22 protein-coding genes are annotated in these 23,682 nt (G+C 68.3%); 11 read left to right on the top strand and 11 right to left on the bottom strand.

Annotated elements, in window-relative coordinates:
- Window positions 1-97: 97 nt before the first annotated feature.
- Together FXF51_RS26105 and FXF51_RS26100 are read right to left on the bottom strand one after the other, a co-directional pair.
- Window positions 98-493 carry a cupin gene (locus tag FXF51_RS26105; protein WP_148437305.1) on the bottom strand — a complete coding sequence of 132 codons (396 nt, stop codon included), beginning with the start codon at window positions 491-493 and terminating at the stop codon, window positions 98-100.
- The gene (locus FXF51_RS26100; RefSeq protein ID WP_148437304.1) at window positions 490-1,014 is read right to left on the bottom strand and encodes a YbhB/YbcL family Raf kinase inhibitor-like protein; all 525 of its coding nucleotides are present in this window, start codon (window positions 1,012-1,014) and stop codon (window positions 490-492) included. The genes FXF51_RS26105 and FXF51_RS26100 overlap by 4 nt, the downstream gene beginning before the upstream one ends.
- A gap of 123 nt (window positions 1,015-1,137) precedes the next feature.
- Between FXF51_RS26100 and FXF51_RS26095 the strand changes: the two genes are divergently transcribed.
- Window positions 1,138-1,830, top strand: coding sequence for a GntR family transcriptional regulator (locus tag FXF51_RS26095; protein ID WP_148437303.1), 693 nt, complete (start codon window positions 1,138-1,140; stop codon window positions 1,828-1,830).
- Window positions 1,831-2,253: 423 nt separating this feature from the next.
- Here the strand turns inward: FXF51_RS26095 and FXF51_RS26090 are convergent, their stop codons facing one another.
- Together FXF51_RS26090 and FXF51_RS26085 are read right to left on the bottom strand one after the other, a co-directional pair.
- A complete protein-coding gene (locus tag FXF51_RS26090; RefSeq protein ID WP_148437302.1) occupies window positions 2,254-4,833 on the bottom strand; it encodes a glycoside hydrolase family 78 protein in 2,580 nt (859 codons plus the stop codon).
- A gap of 26 nt (window positions 4,834-4,859) precedes the next feature.
- The gene (locus FXF51_RS26085; protein ID WP_222871463.1) at window positions 4,860-6,455 is read right to left on the bottom strand and encodes a glycoside hydrolase family 31 protein; all 1,596 of its coding nucleotides are present in this window, start codon (window positions 6,453-6,455) and stop codon (window positions 4,860-4,862) included.
- A gap of 175 nt (window positions 6,456-6,630) precedes the next feature.
- Here FXF51_RS26085 and FXF51_RS26080 point away from each other — a divergent pair, with 175 nt between their 5' ends.
- The 5 genes from FXF51_RS26080 (at window position 6,631) to FXF51_RS26060 (ending at window position 12,272) form a co-directional block, all read left to right on the top strand.
- Entirely contained in the window at window positions 6,631-7,680 is a 1,050-nt protein-coding gene (locus FXF51_RS26080; protein WP_148437301.1) for a LacI family DNA-binding transcriptional regulator, read from the top strand.
- Between the two features lie 352 nt (window positions 7,681-8,032).
- Entirely contained in the window at window positions 8,033-9,268 is a 1,236-nt protein-coding gene (locus FXF51_RS26075; protein WP_148437300.1) for an ABC transporter substrate-binding protein, read from the top strand.
- The gene (locus tag FXF51_RS26070; protein ID WP_222871462.1) at window positions 9,265-10,194 is read left to right on the top strand and encodes a carbohydrate ABC transporter permease; all 930 of its coding nucleotides are present in this window, start codon (window positions 9,265-9,267) and stop codon (window positions 10,192-10,194) included. Before FXF51_RS26075 ends, FXF51_RS26070 begins: the two co-directional genes overlap by 4 nt.
- Entirely contained in the window at window positions 10,191-11,015 is an 825-nt protein-coding gene (locus FXF51_RS26065; RefSeq protein ID WP_148437299.1) for a carbohydrate ABC transporter permease, read from the top strand. Before FXF51_RS26070 ends, FXF51_RS26065 begins: the two co-directional genes overlap by 4 nt.
- A 3-nt stretch (window positions 11,016-11,018) precedes the next feature.
- Window positions 11,019-12,272, top strand: coding sequence for a family 43 glycosylhydrolase (locus FXF51_RS26060; RefSeq protein WP_148437298.1), 1,254 nt, complete (start codon window positions 11,019-11,021; stop codon window positions 12,270-12,272).
- Window positions 12,273-12,382: 110 nt separating this feature from the next.
- Here the strand turns inward: FXF51_RS26060 and FXF51_RS26055 are convergent, their stop codons facing one another.
- The gene (locus tag FXF51_RS26055; protein ID WP_148437297.1) at window positions 12,383-12,730 is read right to left on the bottom strand and encodes a hypothetical protein; all 348 of its coding nucleotides are present in this window, start codon (window positions 12,728-12,730) and stop codon (window positions 12,383-12,385) included.
- 232 nt (window positions 12,731-12,962) lie between these two features.
- Here FXF51_RS26055 and istB point away from each other — a divergent pair, with 232 nt between their 5' ends.
- From istB to FXF51_RS26030, 5 genes are all read left to right on the top strand, one after another.
- Window positions 12,963-13,676 carry an IS21-like element helper ATPase IstB gene (istB, locus tag FXF51_RS26050; protein ID WP_222871461.1) on the top strand — a complete coding sequence of 238 codons (714 nt, stop codon included), beginning with the start codon at window positions 12,963-12,965 and terminating at the stop codon, window positions 13,674-13,676.
- A gap of 859 nt (window positions 13,677-14,535) precedes the next feature.
- Window positions 14,536-15,624, top strand: coding sequence for an RHS repeat protein (locus tag FXF51_RS26045; RefSeq protein WP_148437296.1), 1,089 nt, complete (start codon window positions 14,536-14,538; stop codon window positions 15,622-15,624).
- 63 nt (window positions 15,625-15,687) lie between these two features.
- Window positions 15,688-16,158, top strand: a complete 471-nt coding sequence (locus FXF51_RS26040; RefSeq protein WP_148437295.1) for a hypothetical protein — start codon at window positions 15,688-15,690, stop codon at window positions 16,156-16,158.
- Between the two features lie 81 nt (window positions 16,159-16,239).
- Window positions 16,240-16,740, top strand: coding sequence for a hypothetical protein (locus tag FXF51_RS26035; protein ID WP_148437294.1), 501 nt, complete (start codon window positions 16,240-16,242; stop codon window positions 16,738-16,740).
- A 68-nt stretch (window positions 16,741-16,808) separates the two neighbouring features.
- A complete protein-coding gene (locus FXF51_RS26030; RefSeq protein ID WP_222871460.1) occupies window positions 16,809-17,036 on the top strand; it encodes a hypothetical protein in 228 nt (75 codons plus the stop codon).
- A 243-nt stretch (window positions 17,037-17,279) separates the two neighbouring features.
- Here FXF51_RS26030 and FXF51_RS26025 read toward each other — a convergent pair whose 3' ends face one another.
- The 6 genes from FXF51_RS26025 to FXF51_RS26000 are packed head-to-tail and all read right to left on the bottom strand — an operon-like array spanning window position 17,280 to window position 23,677.
- Window positions 17,280-20,165 (bottom strand): DNRLRE domain-containing protein, encoded by a 2,886-nt coding sequence (locus FXF51_RS26025; protein ID WP_187414572.1) that lies wholly within the window; start codon window positions 20,163-20,165, stop codon window positions 17,280-17,282.
- Complete coding sequence (locus FXF51_RS26020; protein WP_187414571.1) at window positions 20,098-21,894, bottom strand: ATP-binding cassette domain-containing protein; 1,797 nt, start codon at window positions 21,892-21,894, stop codon at window positions 20,098-20,100. Before FXF51_RS26020 ends, FXF51_RS26025 begins: the two co-directional genes overlap by 68 nt.
- 32 nt (window positions 21,895-21,926) lie before the next feature.
- Window positions 21,927-22,406, bottom strand: a complete 480-nt coding sequence (locus FXF51_RS26015; RefSeq protein ID WP_148437291.1) for a S24/S26 family peptidase — start codon at window positions 22,404-22,406, stop codon at window positions 21,927-21,929.
- A 7-nt stretch (window positions 22,407-22,413) separates the two neighbouring features.
- Window positions 22,414-22,605: a hypothetical protein gene (locus tag FXF51_RS26010; RefSeq protein WP_148437290.1), complete on the bottom strand. Its 192-nt coding sequence runs from the start codon at window positions 22,603-22,605 to the stop codon at window positions 22,414-22,416.
- Between the two features lie 56 nt (window positions 22,606-22,661).
- Window positions 22,662-23,180, bottom strand: a complete 519-nt coding sequence (locus FXF51_RS26005; protein ID WP_148437289.1) for a hypothetical protein — start codon at window positions 23,178-23,180, stop codon at window positions 22,662-22,664.
- Entirely contained in the window at window positions 23,177-23,677 is a 501-nt protein-coding gene (locus tag FXF51_RS26000) for a MauE/DoxX family redox-associated membrane protein (RefSeq protein ID WP_148437288.1), read from the bottom strand. The genes FXF51_RS26005 and FXF51_RS26000 overlap by 4 nt, the downstream gene beginning before the upstream one ends.
- Window positions 23,678-23,682: the final 5 nt, after the last annotated feature.

Here is a 23,682-nt window from a genome sequence, read left to right as displayed (position 1 = left end):
CACCGAGTACCGGCTGCGCAACCGGCAGGATCCCGCCGGTCACCGCCTACGACCGCCACGAGCGAACTTGGTCCTGACCGACGACTCCCACGATGCGTTACAAGGCCGCCTGCTCCACACTGCCGCCACAAGGCGCAGTGATGGTCATGACGGTGCTGGGGATGTCGAGCTGGATCCGCTGCCACCGTCCGCGCGGGACGATGGCGGCGGTGCCGGCCGTGAGCCTGATCTCTTCCTCACCTTCCCCTTGCCGTCCCGGCCGTTGCGGACGCAGGTAGAGCCGGATCTTGCCGATGATGCAGGACACGATCTCGTCGGCCTCGGTGTTCACTCGCCAGTGGTCGGCGTGGACGTCGGCGCCGGTCCTGGCGTGGAATGCCTTCAGGTGCCAGCCATCGCGCCCGGCGTCCGCCGGACGGGCGCCGGCGTGGATCCTGCCGCCCGGGGACAGGTGGAAGCCGGACGCGGAGAGCTCGATCGGGGTCACGGTCATGGGGTTTCGGCGGTGGCGGTCAGTACCGCGCGGCCGAGGAGGTGGCCGGCGATGGTGAAGCCGAGGTAGGCGGGGGTGGCACCGGCCGGGACGCCGATGGTCTCGGTGTCGAGGGCGTGCACCACGACGAAGTAGCGGTGCGGGCCGTGCCCCGCCGGTGGGGCCGCGCCGAGGTAGCGCGCCACGCGGGCGTCGTTGGGCAACTGGTAGGCGCCGTGGGGGAGGCCGGTTCCGGTGTCGTCGCCGGCGCCTTCGGGCAGTTCGGTGACGGTGGCGGGGATGTCGGCCACGGCCCAGTGCCAGAACCCGGAGCCGGTCGGCGCGTCCGGGTCGTACACCGTGACGGCGTAGCTTTTGGTCCCCTCGGGGGCGCCGCTCCACGACAGCTGTGGCGAGATGTCCTTGCCTCCGGGCGCGCCTGCGGACATCTGTTCGGCGGGCCAGGGAGCGCCGTCGGCCAGCGTGGCGCTGGTGACGGTGAAGGAGGGCACCTCGGGCAGGCGGGCAAAGGGGTTGTTCATGTCTGTTCCTTCACGGAGGTGATGAGCCGGGGGTAGGCGGACAGCGCCGTCGAGGCGCCATCCGGATATCATCGACTATAACACTAATAATCGATTATTTGGCAGATGGTCTATCCTGAGGACATGCCGCAGACGGTCGCCCCCTCGACGAAACAGATGCTCTCCGAGCGTGTTCACGCCCGGCTCCAAGAAGCGATCATGAAGGGCGAGTACGCCCCGGGAGAGGCGCTCAAGCCGCAGCAACTGGCCGAACAGCACCAGGTCAGCCTGGCCGTCGTCCGTGAGGCCCTGGTGCGACTGGTGGGCGAGGGCATCGCGGTACGGCTGCCCAACCGCGGCTTCGCCGTCCCCGACTTCTCCGATCGGCGGTGGCAACAGATCGCGGAGGCCCGCCGTACGATCGAGCCGGTCATGCTGCGCCTGGCGATCGAGCGCGGCGACCTCGACTGGGAGGCACGGGTGCGCGCGGCCCACCACCGCCTGACCCGCACACCGCCGTACGTGCCGGAGGAAGGCGAGTCCTACACCAGCGCGTGGTCGGAAGCACACCGCGTCTTCCACCGGACGCTGCTGGACGGGTGCGGCAACCCCGTGCTGCTGGACACGTTCGACAGGCTATGGACGGCCGGCGAACTGGCCCGCCGCTGGTCGGCGCAGCGCATGCCCGACCGCGACGGCGCCGCGGAGCACCGCCGCCTGGAGGAAGCGGCACTGGCCCGTGATGCCGACACCGCCACCGAGGTCCTGGCTCAGCACCTGACGCTCACCGTCGCCGCCCTCACATCCGCACCTGATCAGGTCAGCCAGCAGTCGTGACCTTCCACAGGGCTCTACTTGCCTGACGTGCCTGACAGACCAAGCACGAGAGAAGGGGCGTTCGGCGGGCTTGAGCGTCGCTACGGCTTCGGCGTCCGGACGCCGGGAGCGAGGCGAGGGATGACGTGGATCGAGCGGACCGCCTATCCGCAGTTCAAACGGCTGACATCGGGGCGGGTGCCGCATGTGTTCTGCACGCCGTCGTCGGAAGAGATGGCCTGGGCCGAGAAGCGCACCGGTAGCCTGGAGTCGCGCTCGTCGGCTCTTCCTGGCGGGCGAGGAGCCCGGAGATGGCCACTTCTACCGTCCGGCGCAAAGGCGACACCACCCGGCACGTGCCGCCGATCTTCACAGCGATCCGGACGCTGCCACCGCTGCGCCACCGGCCCGATCACCGTGTAGTCACCTCCGAGGACGCCGCTCCTACCAGGGCATGCTGAAGGTGTGAGTGCCCGCCGCCACCTCCTGCTCCGCCCGGTCCGGCAGGTCGACCAGGGCACTCGTTCCCGGCGGCACGGTGACGGTGAGGGTGAGAGTCCCGCCGCCGATGTTCCATGAGACGGCGGCGGGTCCGTACGGCGTGTCGAGCGAGGCGGAGGCGTGGGTGAGGCCGCCGCCGGGACGTGGGCGCACCAGCAGGCGGCGGTAGCCGGGTGCGGCGGGGGCCAGCCCGGCGACGGTGCGGTGCAGGAAGTCGGCGACCGCGCCGAGGGCGTAGTGGTTGAAGGAGGTCATCTCGCCGGGGTTGACGGTGCCGTCCGGGAGCATGCTGTCCCAGCGTTCCCAGACAGTGGTGGCGCCCATCGTCACCGGATACAGCCACGAGGGGCATTCGCGCTGCGTGAGCAGCCGGTAGGCGGTCTCGTACGCGCCCGCCGCGCAGAGGGCGTCGCAGATCAGCGGGGTGCCGACGAAGCCGGTCCCGATGCGGTGGCCGTCGGCCGCGACCAGCTCAGCCAGGCGGCGTCCGGCCCGTTCGCGCTGCTCGGGGCCGTTGAGCAGGTCGAAGGTGAGAGCGAGGGCATAGGCGGTCTGGGTGTCGCAGGCCAGCCGTCCCGACGGGGTGACGAACTCGCGGCGGAAGGCGTTCCTGACCGCCCTCGCGAGCTCGGAGTACCGCGCGGCGTCGCCCGCGTGACCGAGCAGGGCCGCGGTCTCGGCCAGGACCGCGGCGCTGCGGGCATGGTAGGCGGTGGCGATGAGCGCGGGGTCGGTGCGGGCCTTCTCCGGCCGGTCCGGGGGCGCGGCGGGGTCGAGCCAGTCACCGTACTGGAAGCCCTCGTCCCACAGCCGGCCCCTGGTGAGGGTGGTGATCTGGTCCACCCAGGTCTTCATGCTGGGGTACTGCCGCCGAAGCAGGACGAGGTCGCCGAACCGTTGGTAGAGCGTCCAGGGGACGAGAACGGCCGCGTCGCCCCAGACGGCGGTGGGGCCGGCCCAGGAGGGGTCGGAGTGGTCGGCGGCATACCGCGGCGGCCATGGTACGAACGGCGGGACGGTGCCGTGCGCACTCTGCTCGGCGGCCAGGTCGGCGAGCCAGGAGGCGAGCGGACCGGCGCTGTCGTAGAGGAAGGCGGCGGTGGGGGTGAAGATTTGGATGTCGCCGGTCCAGCCGACCCGTTCGTCGCGTTGCGGGCAGTCGGTGGGCAGGCTGACGTAGTTGCCGCGCATGCTCCAGCGGACGTTGTCGTGCAGCCGGTTGAGCAGCGGGTCGGAGCATGCGAAGGCCCCGATGGGCCGCATGTCGGTGTGGCAGACGACCGCCATGACGTCTCCCGGCCGCAGCTGTCCTGGCCAGCCGTCGATCTGCGCGTAGCGGAAGCCGTGGGTGGTGAAGCGCGGCTCCCAGATTTCGGGCTCCGGGTCGCCGCGCAGGGTGTACTCGTCGACCGCGGCAGCGCCGCGCAGGGGCCGCAGGGCCAGTTCACCGTGTTCCAGGACTTCCGCGTGGCGCAGGCTGACGGTGTGCCCGGGTGGCCCCTGGACGCGGATGCGCAGGCGGCCGGCGATGTTCTGGCCGAAGTCGAGGATGGTCTTGCCGGACGGGCTGGTCAGCATCGCGACCGGGCTCAGAGTCTCGGTGCGGCGGACGGGCGGGCCCGTCGGGGCAGCGAGCAGGGCGGGATCGTGCGGGAGGGCGTCGGCGGGTAGCCATCGCCGGTCGTCGAAGCCGGGACTCGACCAGCCGTCCGGGTGCAGGCGGGCGTCGTGTTTCTCGCCGTCGTACAGGCCGGTCGCGGTGATCGGGCCGGTGGCGCAGCGCCAGGTGCCGTCGGTGGTGACGACGTCGGTGCTGCCGTCGGCGTAGGCGATCTCCAACTGGGCGATGAGGGCGATGCGGTCGCCGTAGAGGTTCGTCCGGTCGAAGGTGCGGCCGCGGTACCAGCCGTCGGCGAGGGTGGCGCCGATGGCATTGGAGCCTTCCCGCAGCAGGGCGGTGACGTCGTGGGTGCGGTAGAGCAGCCGGTGGTGGTAGGCGGTCCAGCCGGGGGCGAGCACGTCGTCGCCGACGACCTGGCCGTTCAGCTCCATCTCGTACAGGCCGTGCGCGGTGACATAGAGACGGGCTCGGCTGATCGGACCGCGCACGGTGAAGTCGCGGCGCAGCAGCAGCGCCGGGCCGTCGGGCGCACCCAGCAGCTCCAGCGGCGGCGCGGCGGCCCTGGCCTGCCAGTCGGACGGGTTCAGCAGGCCTGTCTCGGCCCAGGACCAGGGGCTCCAGTCGCTCGCCGAGCCGTCGGCCCCGTGCACGCGCACCCGGACGCCGCGCCGCTCGCGCGACCCCATGGGGGCGCCCGGCCACGGCACGAGCACCGACTCCCGCGATGCGACACGGCCGGTCGCGGTGCCGTCGCTGAGCTCGATCTCGTACGCCTGCTGCCGCCAGCCGGGAATGCCGGTCGTGACACGCCAGGACAGGCGGGGTTCCGGCTCGCCGATACCGGCGGGATCCCGGTGATGTTCGATGGCGACCGGTCCGACCTCTACGCGGGTCACGGGCATGGTGCTCCCGGTGAAAGCTGAGGCGGTCATGCGTGGGTCAGGCGTTCGAATCGGGGGATGCGGGACAGGCCGCAGGTCACTGTGACCCGGGCAGGTCCTTCGACGACGGTGCCGTCGTCGCCCCGCCACCGTCCCGCTGGGAGGGCGACGATCCGCTCGGTGGCGTCCTTGACCGTCACAGGGGCCACGATGAGGTCGGGACCGAGAAAGAACTGGTCGGTGACCTCGTCCAGGCCGCTCGCGTGGTAGGCCATCGGGCGCACGATCGGTTCACCCGTTTCCGCGGCGGCGTCCACGAGGTCGAGTATGCGAGGCAGCAGCGCGGCCCGGACGGCGAGCGCGTCCCGCACCGCGGCCAGGTGCACGTCGTCCAGGACGCGGAAGGGCAGGACCGAGAACTGCATCATCGGGCTCAGCGCGGCCGTCTGGGCGTAACGGACGAAGAACTCCTGATCCACCGCGCTCTGTTCGGTCATCGCCTCGATCTCACCACCGCCGATCATGTCAGGGCAGACGAAGGGATGGCCGATCATGCCCTGGGCGAGCATCTCCGGGATGAGTGAGCCGATCCCTGCGGGGCCCCATAGGGGCGGCTTGTCCTGCAGCCGCTGGCCGAGGGGCTGGCCGCCCATCCGCCAGCAGGCGCGATACTCGTTGAACGGATACCGCAGCCCGACCCGCGCCCACGCCTCGCACAGATCGACCGGTTCGGCCGGCGCGGACATGAGGTCGTCGGCCCGGTAGTCGCGGATGTCGCCGGCGTCGAACTTGAAGCCGTCCACCCCGGTCTCCTCGACGAGGGCGTCGAGCTGGCCGGTGAGCCAGGCGACGGCGGCGGGAGCGGTGAGGTCCAGCAGGGCGCTGAAACCGTTCCACCAGCGGCGGACCGCGGTGTTCCCGGAGCGGTCACGGATGAGCAGGCGCCGTTGTTCGAGTTCGCGGAAGGCGGCGGAGTCGGGGCTGACAAAGGGGACGACCCACAACATCGCCGAGCAGCCCCACTCGTGAAGCTGCCGGATCATCGCGGCCGGATCGGGGAAGCGGGCGCGGTCGAACCGCCACGTGCCGTAGTCGTAGGCCCACAGGTCGTCGATGAAGACCACGCCAGGCGGCATTCCAGCGTCCAGCAGGTCGCGGGCGAAGCGCAGGACCGTGTCCTGCGTGGGAGTGTACGGGTGCTCGATCCAGGTGTTGTACTGCGGGCTGGAGAACAACTGCCGGGCGGGCGCGCGCCCGGACGGGGGGAAGAACCGGCGCGAGGCCGACAGGAACGCCCCTCGCAGCGACTCGCCGCCCCGGCTGACCTGGATGTGCCGCCCTGACAACCGCAGTACGCCGTCCTCGAAGGCGAACGCGAACGGCCGCTCGGACCAGACCACCCGGCCTAGGGTCGACAGCAGCACCGGGCTGCTCTGGTTGGACGGCGGCACGGCGCCGGTCCCGTGGCCTTTCGGCGAGCCGAGGTCGCAGGCGAACCGCCCCGCCGCGTACGGCATCGCCAGGCCGTCGTCCGCGGCGCCTCCCCACCAGCGCTCGCCCGCCTCCAGGACCAGCCGCAGCTCATCCCCCTCTTGTTCCAGCAGGGGATCAATCGCAGGGGGAACAGGGCGGGACATCGTCATCGGACCTCTTTTGCCGGTGGATCGACGAGATGCCGCTCGCGATACGTATCGTTTGTTACGTATCGACGCTAACGGAAACAGCCCGCGCATGGCAACCGGGTGGCCCCGCGACTCATCTGGCCGCCGATGAGCGCCGATGCGCCGCGGCAGGGTGGGCCGACTACTGTAGGGAGCCATGACACGAGAAAGGCGCGGCGGCCGGACGGCCCCCACCAGCAGGGATGTGGCCGCGCTCGCGGGTGTCGCGCAGAGCACGGTCTCGGCCGTGATGAGCGGCAACCGTACCGTCTCCGCCGAGACGCGCCGCCGGGTGGAGGAGGCGATGCGCACGCTCCGCTACCAGCCCAACGCCGGCGCACGGACGCTGCGCACGGCGAAGACGAACGTGATCGCTCTGATCGTCTACCTGGGCCCGGAGATCGACTCTTCGGAGACGATGCCGTACATCGACACGATCATCGAAGAGGCGCGGCGGCTCGACTACGACGTCGTACTGAGCACGCGACGCGAGGGTCCGGCTGGTCTGACCCGGCTGGCCGGCCGCTCGATCTGCGACGCCTTCGTCGTCATGGACGTGCAGACGCACGACGACCGGATCCCGGCGGCGGCCGAGCTGGGCCTGCCGGTCGTCCTGGTGGGCCGCCCGGTGGAGCCGCGTGGTCTGGACGTCGCCGACTTCGACACCCGGCGCTCGGCCGAGGTCCTGGTGGACGAGCTCGCCACCACAGGGCACCGGCACATCGCGGTCCTGGGAGAGCCGTCGGAGGACCCGGAGCCCTACCAGTTCGTGCAGGACTTCTACGCCGGGGCGCGTGACCGCGCAGCCTTTCACGGTCTCGAGCTGAGCATCGTCCCCCGCCGGTCCAACAGCTGGGACGGCGTCGTGGCCTGCGCCGATCGGCTCCTGGCCCGCCGCGACGACCGGCTGGGCCTGATCGGGCGGACGCCCAAGGTCACCGACTGGCTGGCACGGCTGCTGCGCGAGCAGGATTTGGTCGCCGGACGAGACGTATCGCTCGTCGGGGTCTGCACCGACGAGGCCGCGCTGTCGTACGCGCGGCCGATCACCAATGTCTCGCCCCGGCCCCGCGCGGTCTCGAGGCTGGCGATGCGGCTGCTCTTCGAACGCCTCCAGGACCCGGACACTCCGCCCCGCCACGAGCTGGTCGAGCCCGAAGACCTGGTGCGGCGGGCCACCACGACCCTGTTCTCCGACCCGCGCTGACGCCAGGCGCGAGCGCAGAGCGGGCTCACCGCCCGTGTCGGGTTCCCCTTGCTGCGGATTCACGTCTGTGCCATAGTCTCGGCACGCGGACGATACGTATCGCTTCAGAGGTGTCGTCCGGAGTGCAGGGGATCTGCGATGCCGCGCACCCCTCCTCCGGACTGCTTCCGGCCCTGCGTTCATCAACGGCCGCGCGAACGCCGGCCATGGCCGTCCCTGACCGGCCGAGCAGCAGGCCGTAACCCTCCGCCGCCCCCTGGCACCCACGCGTGGATCGGCCTCCGGGCGAGCCTTCAGGACGCCGGATCGCCGGCGCCCCGAGCTGAACATCACCCGAAAGAGGAGCAATGTGATGAGAATCCGAACCGGAGCCGTGGCGGCGCTCGCCATCGTGGCGGCCATGACCTCCCTGACGGGCTGCGGCAGCGCGGGCGGTTCCGACGGCAAGACCACGATCACCTACTTCGCGTGGAACAACGAGAAGACGATCACTCCGCTCGTCGAGGCGTTCGAGCAGGCCAACCCGGACATCGACATCGATCTCAGCGCGTCGCAGGCCGCCGACGGTTACGTGCAGACGCTGACCACGCGGATCGCGGGCAACCAGGTTCCCGATGTCTTCCACATGTCGACCGAGACCCGTACGCAGGTCATGGAGAGCGGCCTGGCCCGCGACCTGACGAACGAGCCCTTCATGAAGGGCCTCGATCCGACGGGCGCCGCGCTGTACACGCTGCACGGCAAGGTGTACGGGATGGCGCCCACCGTCTGGGCCGGTGTGATCATCTACAACAAGAAGCTGCTCAAGGACGCCGGCTACGACACGGTGCCGGCCACCTGGGACGAGTTCCTCGCCATGGGCAAGAAGCTCGCCGCCGCGAAGGTCACGCCGTACATGGAGGATCTCAGCCTCGGCTCGCCGTCCTTCTACCCGCTGCTCGGCGGCCACTACGCCCAGGAGGGCGACAAGAAGGCCGACGACGCGATCTTCACCGGGGACAAGACGTTCGAGCAGGTCTGGACACCGCTCATTCAGCAGTGGCAGCGCCTCGTCACCGAGGGCGTGATGCCCAAGGACGTGGTCGGGGTGAACGGCGACCAGATCAAGCAGGCGTTCATGACCGGGCAGCTCGGCATGTTCCGCTCCGGCCCCTGGGACTTCGCCGACCTCGACTCCTCGGGCGTCAGCTACGGCACCGCCCCGTTCCCGGCGCTGCCCGGCGGTGAGCCCTTCGTCGGCGGCGGCCCCGATTCGCCGTACACGATCAGCGCGAAGATCGACGGCGCGAAGCTGGCCGCCGCGCAGAAGTTCCTGGCCTTCGTCAACAGCGCCGAGGGGCTGCGGCTCGCGGAGCAGAACATGAATCAGATCTCCACCTCCGCCGCCTACACCAGCAAGGTCGCCCCGCAACTGCAGGACGTCTACGACACCTACATCAAGACCGGCAAGTACTACTGGGTCAACTGGACCAAGGGCGGCACGGTCATGGCGCAGGAGGCCGGCTCGCAGTGGCAACTGCTGGTGCAGGGTAAGGCCACCCCGCAGTCGGTGGCCCAGAGTCTCGACAAGAAGTGGGCTTCCCTGTGACGCAGGCGCGAACGGCCGCCACCGCCCGGCCCCGCGCGGTGGTGCAACGCATCGACCGGAGGGCCTGGACGCCGATGGTCTTCCTGCTGCCGATCATCGCCGTCTTCGTCGGCTTCTACGCCGTCCCGCTGGCACAGACCGTCTACTTCTCCTTCACCGACTTCAACGGCTTCTCCTCCGACATCCACCTGGTCGGGCTGGCGAACTACGAGACGATCTTCACCGACTCGTCGCTGCTGACCGGGCTCGGCTTCACCCTCATGTTCGCGATCGCCACGACCGTGCTGATCACGGTCACGGCGATCCCGCTGGCAATCATGCTGAACAAGAAGTTCCTCGGCCGCAGCCTGGCTCGCTCGATCTTCTTCTTCCTCGGCGTCCCGTCGCTGGCCATCCTCGGACTGGTCTGGCAGTACATCTTCTCGCCGCTGAACAGCGGCGCGCTCAACTCGGCGCTGCGCGCGCTCGGCCTGGAGCCGGTGCCGTGGCTGGCCGACTCCCAGCTCGCCCGCATCTGCGTCATCTTCGTCGCCGTCTGGGCGGCGGTCGGCTGGCACGCCACCCTCTACCTCGCCTACATGCAGGCGATCCCGGCCGACCTGTACGAGCAGTCGCAAGTGGACGGCGCGACAGGACGCCAGCAGTTCTTCCACATCACGCTGCCACAGCTCGTGCCGGCGATCGTCGTATCGTCGTTCCTGCTGATCACCGGCGGCCTGCGGGTCTACGACCTGCCGTACGCGATGACCAAGGGCGGCCCCGGCCACGCGACCAACACGATCACTCAGTCGATCATCATGAAGGGGCTCTCGCAGTCCGACTACGGCGTCGGCTCGGCTCTGGCGGTGCTGTTCACCTTGGCCTGTCTGGGCGTCATCGCGGCGCAGCTCCGCCTGGCCGGCTCCGTCTCCAGGAGGTTCGCATGACTGACTCCAGGAGCAGGATCGTGGTCCGTTCGATCGTGATGACCCTGCTGACCGTGCTCATGGCGATTCCGCTGTACTACATCGTGATCAGCACGTTCAAGACGCCGATCGAGATGGCCACCTCCCCGCTGGGCCTGCCGTCCTCCTGGACGCTCGACAACTACGCGGGCGTGTTCACCACGTCCCCGGTCGTGCGGAGCTTCGCCAACACGCTCATCGTCACCGTCTTCGGCGTGGCCTTCCAGGTGCTGATCGGGTCGCTGGCGGCGTACGGCATGATCCTGCGCAGGGGCAGGCTCACCGCGGCGATCGGCACACTTCTGATGGTGGCCTTCTGCATCCCGATGCAGGCCACGCTCATCCCGCTCTACCGGATGGAAGCCGCGCTCGGCCTGGTCAACAGCCTCACTGGGTTGATCCTCATCTACCTCGGCGGCGCGATTTTCTGCTACTTCCTGATCGTCGGCTACATGCGCAAGCTGCCGATGTCGGTGCTGGAGGCGGCCGTGATCGACGGCGCGGGGCCGTTCCGGGTGTACTGGACGATCGTGCTGCCGCTGATCAGGCCGATCCTGACCACGGTGATCGTCTTCCAGACTCTGGCGACGTGGAACGACTTCCTGTGGCCCAACATCCTGCTGTCGTCGAGCGAGAACCGCACGATCGTGCTGCAGGTCTTCAACGCCGTCGGGCAGTTCAGCACCGACTGGCCGTCCTTCATGACCGTCACGGTGATCGCCCTGGTTCCCGTCTTCGTCTTCTTCGTCCTGTGCCAGAAATGGATCGTCTCGGGCCTGTCCGCAGGCTCGATCAAGGGGTGACATGTGCTGATCAATGGGGTTCCGTGGTTCGACGACCGCGGGCGGACGGTGAACGCGCACGGCGCGTGCCTGCTGGAGGAGAACGGGCGCTACTACCTGTTCGGCGAGTACAAGTCCGACGACGAGAACAGGTTCGCCGGATTCAGCTGCTACTCCTCGCCGGATCTCGTGAACTGGCGTTTCGAGCGGATCGTGCTACCGCCGCAGGCCGGCGGGCTCATGGGGCCGGGGCGCATCGGTGAACGCGTCAAGGTCATGAAGTGCCCATCGACCGGCACGTACGTGATGTACATGCACTCCGACGACCTGCACTATACGGACCCGCACATCTGCGTGGCCACCAGCGAGACCATCGACGGCGAGTACACCTTCGCCGGCCCGCTCACCTTCCAGGGCGAGCCGATCCACCGCTGGGACCTGGGCTCGTTCCAGGACGACGACGGAACCGGCTACCTACTCATCCACGAGGGCGACATCTACCGGTTGAGCCAGGACTACCTGGTCGCCGAGGAACAAGTGGCCCGGCAGATCGCCCGCGGCGGTGAGTCACCGGCCATGCTCAAGCACGACGGCACCTACTTCCTGATGTTCTCCCACAAGACGAGCTGGGAGAGCAACGACAACTTTCACCTGTCCGCCCCCGCTCTCGAAGGACCCTGGACCTACCAGGGCGTGTTCGCGCCGGACGGCAGCCTGACCTGCAACTCCCAGTGCACTTTCGCCTTCACCCTCCGGACTGGGAGCGGCCCTGTGCACATGTACATGGGCGACCGCTGGTCGTTCCCGCGCCAGGCCTCGGCGGCCACCTACGTGTGGCTCCCCCTGCACGCGGAGAACGACCGGTTGTCGATCCCGCAATACTGGGGCGCGTGGGACCCGGCCACGGGCCGTCCGGCCGAGCTCATGGGCAACGAGGCGGGACTCGACTTCTCCTCTGACGAGCCCGGTCAGGGGATCGACATTCCTTTCACGGGCACCCGGGTCGCCCTCATCGGCCAGTCCCGGCCCGACGGCTCCTACGCCCGGGTGGAGATCACGGACGCGAACGGAGCGGCCGTCACCTCCGGCTACGTCACCTTCTACAGCAAGGTGCCCGACCACGGATACCGCTACGTCAGCCCTTCCCTTCCGGCCGGGGACTTCGTTCTCACGATCAGCGTGCTCGGCGAGCCAAGCGAGTGGAGCAACAAGCACGGTGAGCGCTTCGGCTCGGTCGGCACCCGCCTCAGCCTTGATCGCGTACTGGTCATCGAGTGAGCGCCGCGTCCGAAGCGCCTGCGCATCATGGTCCTCGATCTTCGCAGGTCCGCGCTCCGACTACTCCCTCCCGGCTTGATCGCTCCAGTCACCGAGAAAGAGCTACCCCCTTATCGGATATAGCCGGAACTGCCGGACGTGCACCAGCGCAGTTCCAATCGGTACCAGCTGTAGAGGCCGGTGATGCGGGTCGCGTAGTGCCCGGTGACGGCGCCGTCGCGGACCGGCCAGCTATTGCGGGTGTCGCGGACGTAGTAATGGCAGGGCGCCACGATGCCGGTGTTGATATTGATCCAGACAACCCCGTCGCCGGCCTCCACGGCCGCGGTGTTGCAGTCGTACGCCTGCGGCATCACCACGCAGGCCGCGCCCTCCATGGCAACCGGTGCCTGGGCCGCCGCCGGCGAGACTGCCGCCGCAGGGCCGCCCGTCGCGAGCACCGCGGCGAGTGTGGCCATGGCCACGACGATGGCACCCCGCCGCCGTACCCACTGATCAGCCACTTCTCCAAGGGGAGGGACACTGTCCCTTTCTCTCGTACTTGGTCTGCCCCCCTACCAGCAGGATCGGCACCAGCACCGGCACCAGCGGTGCGGACACCGGTAGCGGCGCGGCGGCGGAGACCTATCAACGGCTCCGCGCGCACCTGGCCTTCCTCAAGCTCCGCGCCGCCGCCGAGGCTCTGCCGCGGTGCTTGACGCCGCCCGCGACGGGCAACTGTCGACCTTGGACGCCCTCGAACATCTGCTGGGCATCGAAGCCGGCGCGACCGGCGCTCGCCAGACCGCCTCCCGGCTGCACTTCGCCAACCTCCCAGCGCCGTGGCGGCTGGAAGACTACGACTTCTCCGCCCAGCCCGGCGTCGATGAGGCATTGATCCGCGAACTGGCGTCCTTGCGCTTCATCGACGACGCCAGCAACCTGCTGTTCATCGGCCCGCCCGGGGTCGGCAAGACCATGCTCGCCATCGGCCTGGCCCGCGCCGCCGCCCACGCCGGGCAGCGCGCCTACTTCACCACCTGCGAGCAGAGCGTCCGCAAGCTCACCAAGGCCATCGCCGAACATCGCTTCGACACCGGGCTGCGCTTCTTCACCCAGCCGCGACTGCTGGTGATCGACGAATTCGGGTATCGCAAGCTGGATGAGCCCGGCCGCAGCCTGCTGTTCGAGGTGGTCAACGCCCGCTATCTGAAGGGCTCGATCATCGTCACCAGTCATGTCGGGATCGCCGAGTGGGCCGAGCGGCTCGGTGATCCGATACTGGCCGCCGCACTGGTCGACCGTCTTTTGCACCGGGGCGTCATCGTGGCCATCGACGGCCCTTCCTATCGGATGCGCACCCATCAGGCCCGCGCCGAAGAGATACGCGCCGCCGCCACTGGCACGAGCGGAGAGCGTTCGTGACGCCCCGTCTCGAGCAGCGCCCGTGTGAGCACTGCGGCCGACCGTTCACCTGGAACAGCCACTATCCCACCCGCCGTTTCTGCGACCCGCGCTGCAAAGCCGCCGGCGCACGCGATCACAAGAATGCTCGTCGCCGCGAACTCCGCCGCATCCGCAAGGCCGCAGCCCGGCAAGCTGACGCCCGGACCCGCGCCGGGAGCCACGCAGACCACGACGACCACGACGACCACGAGAGCCAGGGGAACCACGAGAACCGCCTACGGCTGGCTCAGGCCAACGCCATCCAACCCTGTCCGCACTGCCGACAGCCCGTGGCGGTGTTCAACCTGCTCCTCACCCACAATCGGCACACGTCGACACCTCGACACGCCGTTACATTCAGTGACATATCAGAATCAACTACGTAGTATGAAGTCCAACGACCTGGGGAAATTCAGAGAGCAGCTCTGAGGAACTTCACAGAGCGTCAACATTGCGGAGCTTCTGCGCCCCCTCGGCACGAGACAGTCGGGGTTCGGGGCGTTGCCACCAGGTGCCAGTGTTCCAGCCGCGGCCATCACGATCCACGGTGACATAGTCCTGCGGGGCGACGTGATGTAGTCCGTGCCACAGCGGAATATCCTCGAGTGGGTGGGGCTGGGACGCTGCCGGCAACCGCACCAAGGCCGGCAACGCGACCTTCACCTACGACGAACGCAACCGCCTCACCAGCGGCGACGGCACCGACTACACCTACACCCCGCGCGGCACCCTGGCCACGCAGACCAAGGCAGGCGCCACCACCACCTACACCTTCGACGCCTTCGACCGGCTCATCGCCGACGGCAACAGCCTCTACAGCTACGACGCCACCGACCGGATGACCAGCCGCATCCGCGGCACCGCCAAGCAGACCTTCGCCTACTCCGGGCTCGGCAACGACCTGGCCGCCATCACCGACAGCGGCGGCACCGTCCAAGCCACCTACGCCCGCGACCTCGCCGGCGGCCTGCTCAGCCTCAAGGAAGGCACCGGCGCCGCCGCGGCGACACTGAACGACCTGCACGGCGACCTGGTCGCCACCTTCACCACCAGCGTGCAGACCTCCACCGCCTACGACCCCTTCGGCACGGTCACCACCCAGACCGGCACCAAAACCGGCCTCGGCTACCAGGGCGAATACACCGACCCGGACACCGGCAAGGTCAACATGCACGCCCGCTGGTACCAGCCCGGCACCGCCACCTTCACCAGCCGCGACACCCAGACCCAGGCCCCGGACCCGTCGGTCCAGGCCAACCGCTACACCTACGCCAACGCCTCACCCCTGACCGGCATCCACCCCACCGGCCACTCCTCCGAGGCGGTCGTGCCGGGCGGCTCACTCCGGGAGGCCGGACCGGGCTACGGCGGGTGCATCTCCAGCGGCAGCATCTGCCACGAGACCGACTCTCACGCGCGCTGGTGGAGCGACTTCGTCACCTCGCCCGGATACGACTACCTCTACAGCCCGCAGTTCTCCGACGAGGAGATCGAACGCCTCGGTTACGAGATCATGCCCAACGGCCGGCCCGTCGACCAGCCCAACTTCTGGTTCGCCGAAGAACAGGTGCAGAACGACTACATGATGACGTGGGCCCCTGACCTGTCGGTCACCCAATACGTGGCCAACTGGATGCAGGCGGGCGGCCTCGACAGCGTCGACGAGATGGAAGCGGCCGCCCGGGTCAACCCGAACGATCCCCGGCTGCGCCTCTACCGGAAGATGTGGGGGGTGTCCGGCCCGTCGGCCAGTTCCCTGTCGGCCGGCGGCTCCGCCGGTCCTCCGGCCTCCGGCAAGAGCTACGAAACCGAATTGCGCAAGAAATGGGAAGGGGTACTCCGATACCGCGAGGAGATTGCGCACTACGCCACCAAGTGGGCCGTGGACAGGCATTTCCTGGCTGCCGTCATTATCTATGAATTCTAAGATTGGGAAGCGCAACTGACGGCACTCGGCGGCAAACTCGTGCCTGCCGGTGTCGCACTCGATATGTTCGGTGACTTCTTCTCCTACGGTGTGGCGCAATTGGAGCCGTACAAGGTGCAGCTCGCCTGGTGGACATACAAGCGAGAGCGGCTGAGCACGAAAGAAGCCGTGGCCAAGCTGCTCAACCCCGACTCGTCCATCGAGGCCGCGGCGCTCTACATGAGGTACCTGCATGCGAACATCACCGTGAAAACAACCGCCGACGGAGGCGGGTATCAAGAACGCGGTATCACCTGGGCGGAGACAGCCGTCGCCTACTGCGGCTGCTCGGGCGTCACCATGAGCGCCTCGACCCGTGACTTCGGCTGGAAAAATTTCGTCACCTGGATCGAGACGGGCAAGCTGTCCTCGTCGAACGAGGCCGAGGCGATTCGCCGTTACAATGCCATGCACCAGGGCTGGGCCGACAAAGCCGCCGGAGAATATTGGGAGTGTGCCAATGACGACAAGTGCGTCCTGTGGCGGCCTTACTAAGGTGATGTCGGCGGTCACGGCCGTGTGCCTCGCGCTCGTGACCGCCGGCTGCGCCGCGCTCTCCCGCCGAAGGAACTAAAGGTGGATCCCGCGGCCGTCGAGGAGGTACGCGACATCGGCACGGTGTTCACCCGCACCATGGCCGATCCCATCTACGACAACACGATCCAGGTCGAAGACATTCTGATCATGGACGTCGGCGGGTCGGGCGTCGACGAGGCGCTGGACATCGCGCGCGGACGGCTGGCCCAGCGCGGCTGGACGGTCGTAGGCACCAGCGAGCGGCTGCTGGTGATGGAGTCGGCCAAATGGAAGGGGACCACCCTGCAGGCCGCCGGCGTCGAGCGGTTCGACTCATACGGAGCCGACCGGGAGGCCGAGATCCTCGCGGCGGCTGCAAGCCGATCCGGCCAAGGCGGACAGATATCTGGTGTTGAGCCTGTCGCCCGAGGCGTGACGCAGGGGGGCCGAGACCGGCTGATACAGCCGCCCGGCTATCGGCACAGGCCCCCGCTCTGCGAGGGCTTTGCGTGGCGTACGCGCTCCGGTCTCCCTGGGACCGGAGCACGTACGGCAGGATGATCCGCTGTGCTCCTTCGCCTGGCCTACCTGACCGTCACGAACGCCTTCGCCGCGCTGCGGTTGCTCCCATGAACGATCGAGACAAGGACATCGAGATTCTCGTCCTGCGTCACCAGATCACCGTCCTTGAACGCCAGCTCGGCGCCGACACCAAAGCGAGATTCGCACTCGCGGACCGAGCCTTCCTTGCCGCGCTCCTGACCTCGCTGCCCCGCGAGGTCCTGCGCCGGCTACGGCTCCTCGTCCGGCCGGACACCGTCCTGCGCTGGCATCGCCGCCTCGTAGCGCGCAAGTGAACCTTCACCGACAGGCGACGCGCCAATGTAGAAGGAGCACTCTGGCCGTGACTGGGAGGCCGCTCCGATCATGGCAGCCACCCGGCACAGGCCCGAACCGGGTGGTGCGGCCGTGGGGCGGTGCTGCTGGAGAGCCAGTCCCATGGCCGTGGCTCCTTTCCCTCCCGGGCATCCGGCTCGAAGGATCAAGGCAGCCGGATCGGCTGGAAGCCGGCCCCGGGAGCGGCTTCCAGCCTCAGCGGGTCAGCGCACCCGGATCTCGGCGACCTCCAGCGGGCTCAAGCCGCCGTCCCACCAGACCCGGAACTCCAGGCTGTTGTCGGCCGAGGTGACGGTGATGGGGACGGTGAACCGGATGAACCGTTCGTAGGTGCCGTCTTTGAGGAAATCATCGGCTGTCAGGGCCAGTTCGTCGATGACGCCGGACCGGGCGTCGTAAACGTCGAGGTTGGCCACGCGGGGGCCACTGGTCGGGTTCCTCGATCGCAGAACGAACTCCACGTTGTAGGTGCCGGGGGCGAAGGCGTGGTTCGGCCCGAAGGTCATGTGGCCTGCGGCGCTGGTCCCCGGGATGGCCTGGAGGATGCCGTCCGCGGTGAAGTTGTAGCGGTTCGCGGCCGTCGTCTGCAGCGGCGCCTGACCGGGGCTGTAGACCTGCTTGGCACCCGCGCCGAGCGCCAGCGAGTTCACCGCGAGGGTCTCGATGTTCATCAGTGGGGGAGGTTTCCTGCTCAGGTTCACGTGTGTCGTCCATCCGGCGAGCGGCCCGGTGGCGGCCACCCGCTGCTGATTCTTGATGATCATCGCCCGTAGCGAGACCGAGTGCAGCGCCAGCACCCGCTGCTGGGTGCCGGTCAGGCCAGTGTGGTGGGCGAGGATCTGATCGGTCAGCAACTTGAACAACCCGACGTGGTAGTTCTCCTCCAGTGCCGGATAGGTGAACAGCCCGGTGGGGGTGTTGAAGGTGGCGCCGGACTTGACCAAAAGGTCGTTCCACTTGGTCATTGCAGTCGCCTGCGGGCCCGCGGCCAGGTAGTAGAGACCGTCCAATGCCAGCCGGTCCACGTAGCCGAACGCGTCGGGCGTGGCCACTTCATAGGGCATCCAGTTGGTGTCGCCCGAGATGATCCGCCAGCGGACGTAGCCGGGGTCGCCGTAGTCGCTCAGGCCGGTGGGCGAGGACCGACCGTAGGCCTTGGCCATGTACTGGGCCAGCCAGTTGTCGTCGAACCAGAACACGTGGTACGGCCGCTGGTTCGGCTCCGACTCCGGCGGCCGAGCGTTTTTACCCTTGCCCTCGTGCTCGTGGAAGGCGAACCCTGTGGGAGCCAGGTCGAGGATCTTGTCCCGGTCGAAGTCGTACAGCAGATGGTGGTTTTTGTCCAGGGCCGTATAGCGGGACTCGGGCGTTCCCGCCAAAGTTACCAGCGCCGCCTCGTTGGCCTCGTGGGGCACCGGCTCGTATATGTCCTCCTCCTGCGGGATCTCGAACGTAATGTAGCGGTTGGGCCCGTACCTCATGCCGTTGAGGTCCTTCCACATACCGTCTGGTGACGAGTAGGCGTAGTCGACCGCGCCCACGCCGTACGGATAGTTCACGCCGTACCTGTAAAGCGGGTCTTCGTAGTTGATCCGCACGACCGGGATCTGCGACGAGTTCGCAGCCTGCCGCGACCGGACCTGCTTCCAGCTCAGGCTCGGATTCGACTCGTTGTAGGACGTCAGCCCCATGTGGACGGTCGGCGCGCTGGTGTTGGCCGCCCGCTGGAAGAGCGGCACCACGCTGGCGCTCACCCACGCGTCGTCGCAGGCCGAGCTGAAGCCGGCGGTCTGGGTCGAGTAGCCGTCGTTGCTCAGCAGCTTCGGCGCGGTGTCCCACCAGATGGGGTTGGTGAAGGGCATCGTGCTCCAGACCAGCCAGCCGGTCTGCGCGCAGCTGCCCGAATACCAGTTCCACAGGCTCAGCGTGGCGCTGGTGATTCGGCTGCCGGCGAGATGCCCCGCCGGCCATTGCATGAAGGACCGCGCGAGATAACTCGTGGCTTTCCCGTACGCAAGATAGTCGGCGCCGGAATGGTCTGGTTTGCCGCTGGTGGACAGCTCGTCGTTGCGGACGATGGTGTCCGAGGTCGGATCGAGCTCGACCTGCGGATCGAGCGTGACCGGATACCTGGTCTTCGGGTCTCGCAGCCAGGCCAGGTCGGCCGCGAGGCGCAGATCGAGCGCGCCGGGGCCGCCCTCGGCGCGGGTGGTGAGTGCCTTCTCCCGGGTGCGCTCGCCGCTCGCCCCGATCGAGGAGTCCCACATCTTCGGCGCCGGCACCCGGCCGACCGTGATCCCGGCGCTGTCGCGGATCGCGAAGGAGGCCGGGCCGTCTGCGACGAACTTCAGGCCTACGCTGCGCAGCGGCACGGTCAAGGTCGCCACCCGTGCTGCGGCCGCCCTGTTCTTGACCACGAGCGACTGCTCGAAGCCGAGCCGGGTAGCGGTCAGCAGCAGGTCGACGCCGGGCAGGACCTCCGGGTAGGTCGCCGTGTTGGCGGCCAGCACCGGTTCGGGCAGAGGGCCGGACCAGAGCATGCTGACCGTGTTTCCGCCGGTCTCCACCCGGGCGAGCACCTTCTCACCGGCGCCGGTTGCGGCGCCTGAGATGCGCAGGCCGCGCGGGTGCCCGACCGGCTCCACCGCGCCGCCGACGGCCAGCCGCAGCGTCAGGTCCACCACCTGCCAGGCGCCGCCCTTGAGGAAGCGGACCGGACCGCCGTAGATCTCGCTGCTGAAGCCGCCCTCCGGGCGCGCCCACACCTGGGTCGTCTCGGTCCGCTGGGCGAGCACCTCCACGCGCCCGCCGCACGCTTTCGCCGCCATGATGGCGGAGGACGGATCCGGCTGCGCGGAAGGGCAGGCCGGCTTGGCCTCTGCTGCGTGTGGCAGGACGATCTGACCTGTGGAAGTCAGTAACAGGACGGCGGTCGCCGCGGCCGCGATCCCTTTCGAACGCCTCATCTCTTTCCTCCATGGATGATCGACGATGGATGCGGTTCCCCCGGTCAGAACCTCCTCAGCGGCCAATGCGCATGGTCTGTTCGCCGGAGCCACCGAGCAGGCCGACAACGCCGTCTCCCGCATCGCGTTCGGGAACGTCTCGGTGGAGAAAGCTCAGCGAGCGCCGCTGCTTCTCAACGAGCTGCGCGTAGGCGCCTCCCGCCAGGCTCAGTTCCTCATGGGTTCCGATCTCCCGGATCCGGCCGGTGCCGACGACGGCGATGCGATCGGCCAGGCGCAGCAACGGCCACCGGTGGCTGACCATGAGCGCCGTCGCCCCCCGCAGCTCCATCTCCAACGTGTCGATCACGGCGGCTTCCTGCTCGGCGTCGAGGGCTGCCGTCGGTTCGTCGAGCACGTACAGCCCATGTCCACCGAGGAGCAGACGCGCGAACATGACGCGCTGCCACTCCCCGCCCGAGAGCGCCTGTCCGTGCTCGTCGGTGCCGAACTGCTGGGAGATCTCGGAGTCCAGGCCATGCGGCAGGCGGGCGGCGATCCGGTCGACAGCCGTCAGGCGTGCCACCCGTTCCACCTCCTGGCGCGACCGGCCCCGGAATCTGTCGATGTTGTCCCGCAGGCTCGCCTCGAGCCGGACCGGTTCTTGGAGCAGGAACCGAAGCGTCGCCGCCAGTTCGTCGGGGTCGTAGTCGCGCACATCGCGCCCGTCGAGAAGGACCGAGCCGCGAGTGGGGCGGTGGACGCCGAGCAGGAGTTTGAGTGCGGTGGTCTTTCCGGAGCCGTTGGACCCGACGAGGCATACCGCCTCGCCCGCCGCGATATCGAGGGTGAAGCCGTTCAGGCTCCACGGTGCCTGGGGCGAGTAGCGAAAGAACACGTCGTCGAAGGTCACCGGAAGGTTTCTGCCTGTACCCAGTGTGGGTGCGTCCACGGGTATCGGATGGGTGTGTTCTCGGATCGTCGCCCGCAGGTCGTCCGCGCGGCGTCTCTCCAGACTCGCCTCGCGCAGTGTGGCCACGCCCTGCAGCGCGATGCCCAGGCTCCCTTGTAGCGAACCAAACCCGATGATGACGAGGGACAACTCCCCCGCCGAGCGCACCGTTCCCGAGACGACTCCGGCCACGAGAACGACCGCCGTGACGAGGTGGGGAGTGGCGACGATCGCCATGCCGGACCGGGCCAGGGCCCGCTCGACGTCCCGCTGGACCACCGCGATGCGCGCGATCAGCGTGCCACCCGTGTCCCGCAGAGGACCGGTGGCGCGACCGGCCATGAGCTCGATCAGGGCGGCTGGGTGGGTGAGGACGTAACGCAGGTAGCCCAACCGCCGGTCGAGCACACTGGTTGCCACCGAACCCGTATGTGACCGCGTGCCGTTCCGGATGTGGAACGGGCCGGTGGCCGCGGCGGCCAGGAGCGCCACGACTCCCAGCTGCCATTTGATCGTCGCGATCGCCGATCCCAGCAACGCTCCGGCGAGCACCCCCTGCAGCAGCATGGTCGCCGCCTGCAGCCGCGACACCCGGTGACGCTCACTCCCCTCCATCCCCAAGTGGACGATCTCCTGAGAGGCGCCGTTCTCATACATGCCGACGTCCCGGCACGTCTCGAGATTCTCACTCATCCGGCCGTACTCGACGGCGCGTGTGGCCCGCTGGAAGGCGAGCTGGGCGTTGGTCGAGAAGATCTGCAACCATCCCCGGCCGATCCGGGCCCCGACGACCGCGACGATGAGAAGCACGACGAGGGTCGACGCGGCGGCATCGCGGGCCACGGCGTCGACCGCGCGTGCCAGCGCCAGGGTCTCGACGACTGGCATGAGGCCCGCCACGACTGCCAGCGCCAGAGCCATGGCCGCGTGCCGGGCGAACGGTGTCCGGCGTGTCATGCGGGTGCCTGGTCACTGTCGACGGGCCGTGGCCCGTCGGGCTGAGTCTGAGTCGCTACGGGCGTCGTCCAGGACACGCTGTCGAGCCGGTGCAGCCGCCGCCATCGCGCCAGTGGCGCCACGATGCGGCGGGCGATCCCCACCACGTCCTCGGGGCGCACCGGGCCCAGTTGCTCGGAGGTCTGGCTCAGACCTGTCCCGGCGACGCGAAGCTGACCGTCCGCCGTACTTATCACGACTTTGACGATGAGAGCGACCACCGAGCCACCGCCCAACGGCCTGCGATAAATGACGATGTCGCCCGTCGAAGGTGGCTCGCCTGTCATGTCGACAAGGAGGACGTCGCCGGACCTCAGCGTTGGTTCCATGCTCCCCCCGATGACCGTCACCAACTTCCAGGCACGGCGACGAGGTCGGCGCGTTCGTGTCCGCTCGTGTCGCAGCCAGGCACGCGCCCGGCCTCGTCCCCGCGTCATGTCAGTCTCAGCAGATGACCAGGGGCTGGCACGACCCCCAGTAGCTGTAGGCGATCTGGCCGGGGCTGTACCAGCACTGGTAGTGGAACTTGCATCCAAGGCCCCAACCGCAGCTCTGCTGGTCGATGACGTCGCAGTAGACGGCGTGCACAGGCTCGCGGCCAACGAGGGCCTTGATGGCGGTGACGATCTTGCTCACGGCGGTGTCCTTTCGTTGTTGGTCGGATCGGAGATCTGGCCAGGCTGAGTGCGCGGTCATGTCGGCGCCGCGACTACCGTGATCCAGGCGCCGTCCTCGCACAGACCGCTGCGGACCACCTCATTGCCACGCAGCACGACGTACGTCGGTGTGGCGCGGACCTTAGCCTCTTGGATCATGATGTGTTTCTCGGCCTGGGTCAGATGCAGCCACGAGAACCGGTCGTCGGCGCGGGCGCGGAACCGGTCATGCTCTTCCTCGGAATGACCGGACAGGTCGACAATGAGCATTGCGGAGGGGTCGTCATCGGCGAGGTCGGTGTCCTGGAGCTCACCCAGGGCGCGTGAGCACCCCTCACAGTCATCGGTGAGGAACAGGACCGACAGGTCGTGAGGCAGGTTGGGCAGACCCGCCTTCTCCCGGTCGATCAACGACGAAACAGCCGCCACCGGTAGCCCGTTCATGCCGCCAGGCGCATGCGCGGACCGTTGGAGGACGTCACCCATGCGCAGCAGCAGTACGCCGATCGCCACGGTATTGAGCAGTGTGAGCCCCCACAGCAAGGCGGTGTTCATGAGACGGCCTCAGTAGGGGGTCTGACGACGACACGAACAGCCTTCACAAGTGCCTCAATTCGTATCAGGGCCAGGGTCAGGACGACCGCCAGGCAGATATCGATCACGGGGGAGGTGAGCACGACAGGCCCGGCGATGAGGACCGTCACAGCCATGAGAATGAGGACGGAATTTCGCAGCATGGAAAGTGGCAGTGAGATCGTCGCCGTCGGGCCGAAGCACAGGCATTCCCGGCGTCCTTTCCGCAGGGACACCGCGTTCACGCAAGTGAGCAGTCCCAGAGCGGCGATGGAGAAGGCGGCTCCGGGAACGGGCGCGACGAACAGGAGGACCGCCCATCCGAGTTCCCCCACTACTACCGCCACAGCGGTGACCGCGGCAAGGCGCGGAGGCAGGCCGAACAACCTGGACAGTTCACGGCTGAAGCCGGCGCCCCCACCGCGGATCTTGCTGAGCGCGGCCGCTACCACCACCATGGCCATGGCCATCACAAGCATGGCGC

The sequence above is a fragment of the Nonomuraea sp. PA05 genome (assembly GCF_008086045.1).
Lineage (GTDB): Bacteria > Actinomycetota > Actinomycetes > Streptosporangiales > Streptosporangiaceae > Nonomuraea > Nonomuraea monospora.
Note: the sequence above shows the minus strand (reverse complement) of the source record. Positions and strands in the feature narration are given on the sequence as shown.

What these genes read in the sequence shown, in the direction of transcription:
- FXF51_RS26105 (WP_148437305.1), bottom strand. Translation starts at nt 493, where the DNA reads ATGACCGTGACCCCGATCGAGCTCTCCGCGTCCGGCTTCCACCTGTCC.
- FXF51_RS26100 (WP_148437304.1), bottom strand. Translation starts at nt 1,014, where the DNA reads ATGAACAACCCCTTTGCCCGCCTGCCCGAGGTGCCCTCCTTCACCGTC.
- FXF51_RS26095 (WP_148437303.1), top strand. Translation starts at nt 1,138, where the DNA reads ATGCCGCAGACGGTCGCCCCCTCGACGAAACAGATGCTCTCCGAGCGT.
- FXF51_RS26090 (WP_148437302.1), bottom strand. Translation starts at nt 4,833, where the DNA reads ATGCCCGTGACCCGCGTAGAGGTCGGACCGGTCGCCATCGAACATCAC.
- FXF51_RS26085 (WP_222871463.1), bottom strand. Translation starts at nt 6,455, where the DNA reads ATGACGATGTCCCGCCCTGTTCCCCCTGCGATTGATCCCCTGCTGGAA.
- FXF51_RS26080 (WP_148437301.1), top strand. Translation starts at nt 6,631, where the DNA reads ATGACACGAGAAAGGCGCGGCGGCCGGACGGCCCCCACCAGCAGGGAT.
- FXF51_RS26075 (WP_148437300.1), top strand. Translation starts at nt 8,033, where the DNA reads ATGAGAATCCGAACCGGAGCCGTGGCGGCGCTCGCCATCGTGGCGGCC.
- FXF51_RS26065 (WP_148437299.1), top strand. Translation starts at nt 10,191, where the DNA reads ATGACTGACTCCAGGAGCAGGATCGTGGTCCGTTCGATCGTGATGACC.
- FXF51_RS26055 (WP_148437297.1), bottom strand. Translation starts at nt 12,730, where the DNA reads ATGGCCACACTCGCCGCGGTGCTCGCGACGGGCGGCCCTGCGGCGGCA.
- FXF51_RS26045 (WP_148437296.1), top strand. Translation starts at nt 14,536, where the DNA reads ATGACCAGCCGCATCCGCGGCACCGCCAAGCAGACCTTCGCCTACTCC.
- FXF51_RS26040 (WP_148437295.1), top strand. Translation starts at nt 15,688, where the DNA reads ATGTTCGGTGACTTCTTCTCCTACGGTGTGGCGCAATTGGAGCCGTAC.
- FXF51_RS26030 (WP_222871460.1), top strand. Translation starts at nt 16,809, where the DNA reads ATGAACGATCGAGACAAGGACATCGAGATTCTCGTCCTGCGTCACCAG.
- FXF51_RS26025 (WP_187414572.1), bottom strand. Translation starts at nt 20,165, where the DNA reads ATGCGGGAGACGGCGTTGTCGGCCTGCTCGGTGGCTCCGGCGAACAGA.
- FXF51_RS26020 (WP_187414571.1), bottom strand. Translation starts at nt 21,894, where the DNA reads ATGGCTCTGGCGCTGGCAGTCGTGGCGGGCCTCATGCCAGTCGTCGAG.
- FXF51_RS26015 (WP_148437291.1), bottom strand. Translation starts at nt 22,406, where the DNA reads ATGACGCGGGGACGAGGCCGGGCGCGTGCCTGGCTGCGACACGAGCGG.
- FXF51_RS26005 (WP_148437289.1), bottom strand. Translation starts at nt 23,180, where the DNA reads ATGAACACCGCCTTGCTGTGGGGGCTCACACTGCTCAATACCGTGGCG.
- FXF51_RS26000 (WP_148437288.1), bottom strand. Translation starts at nt 23,677, where the DNA reads ATGCTTGTGATGGCCATGGCCATGGTGGTGGTAGCGGCCGCGCTCAGC.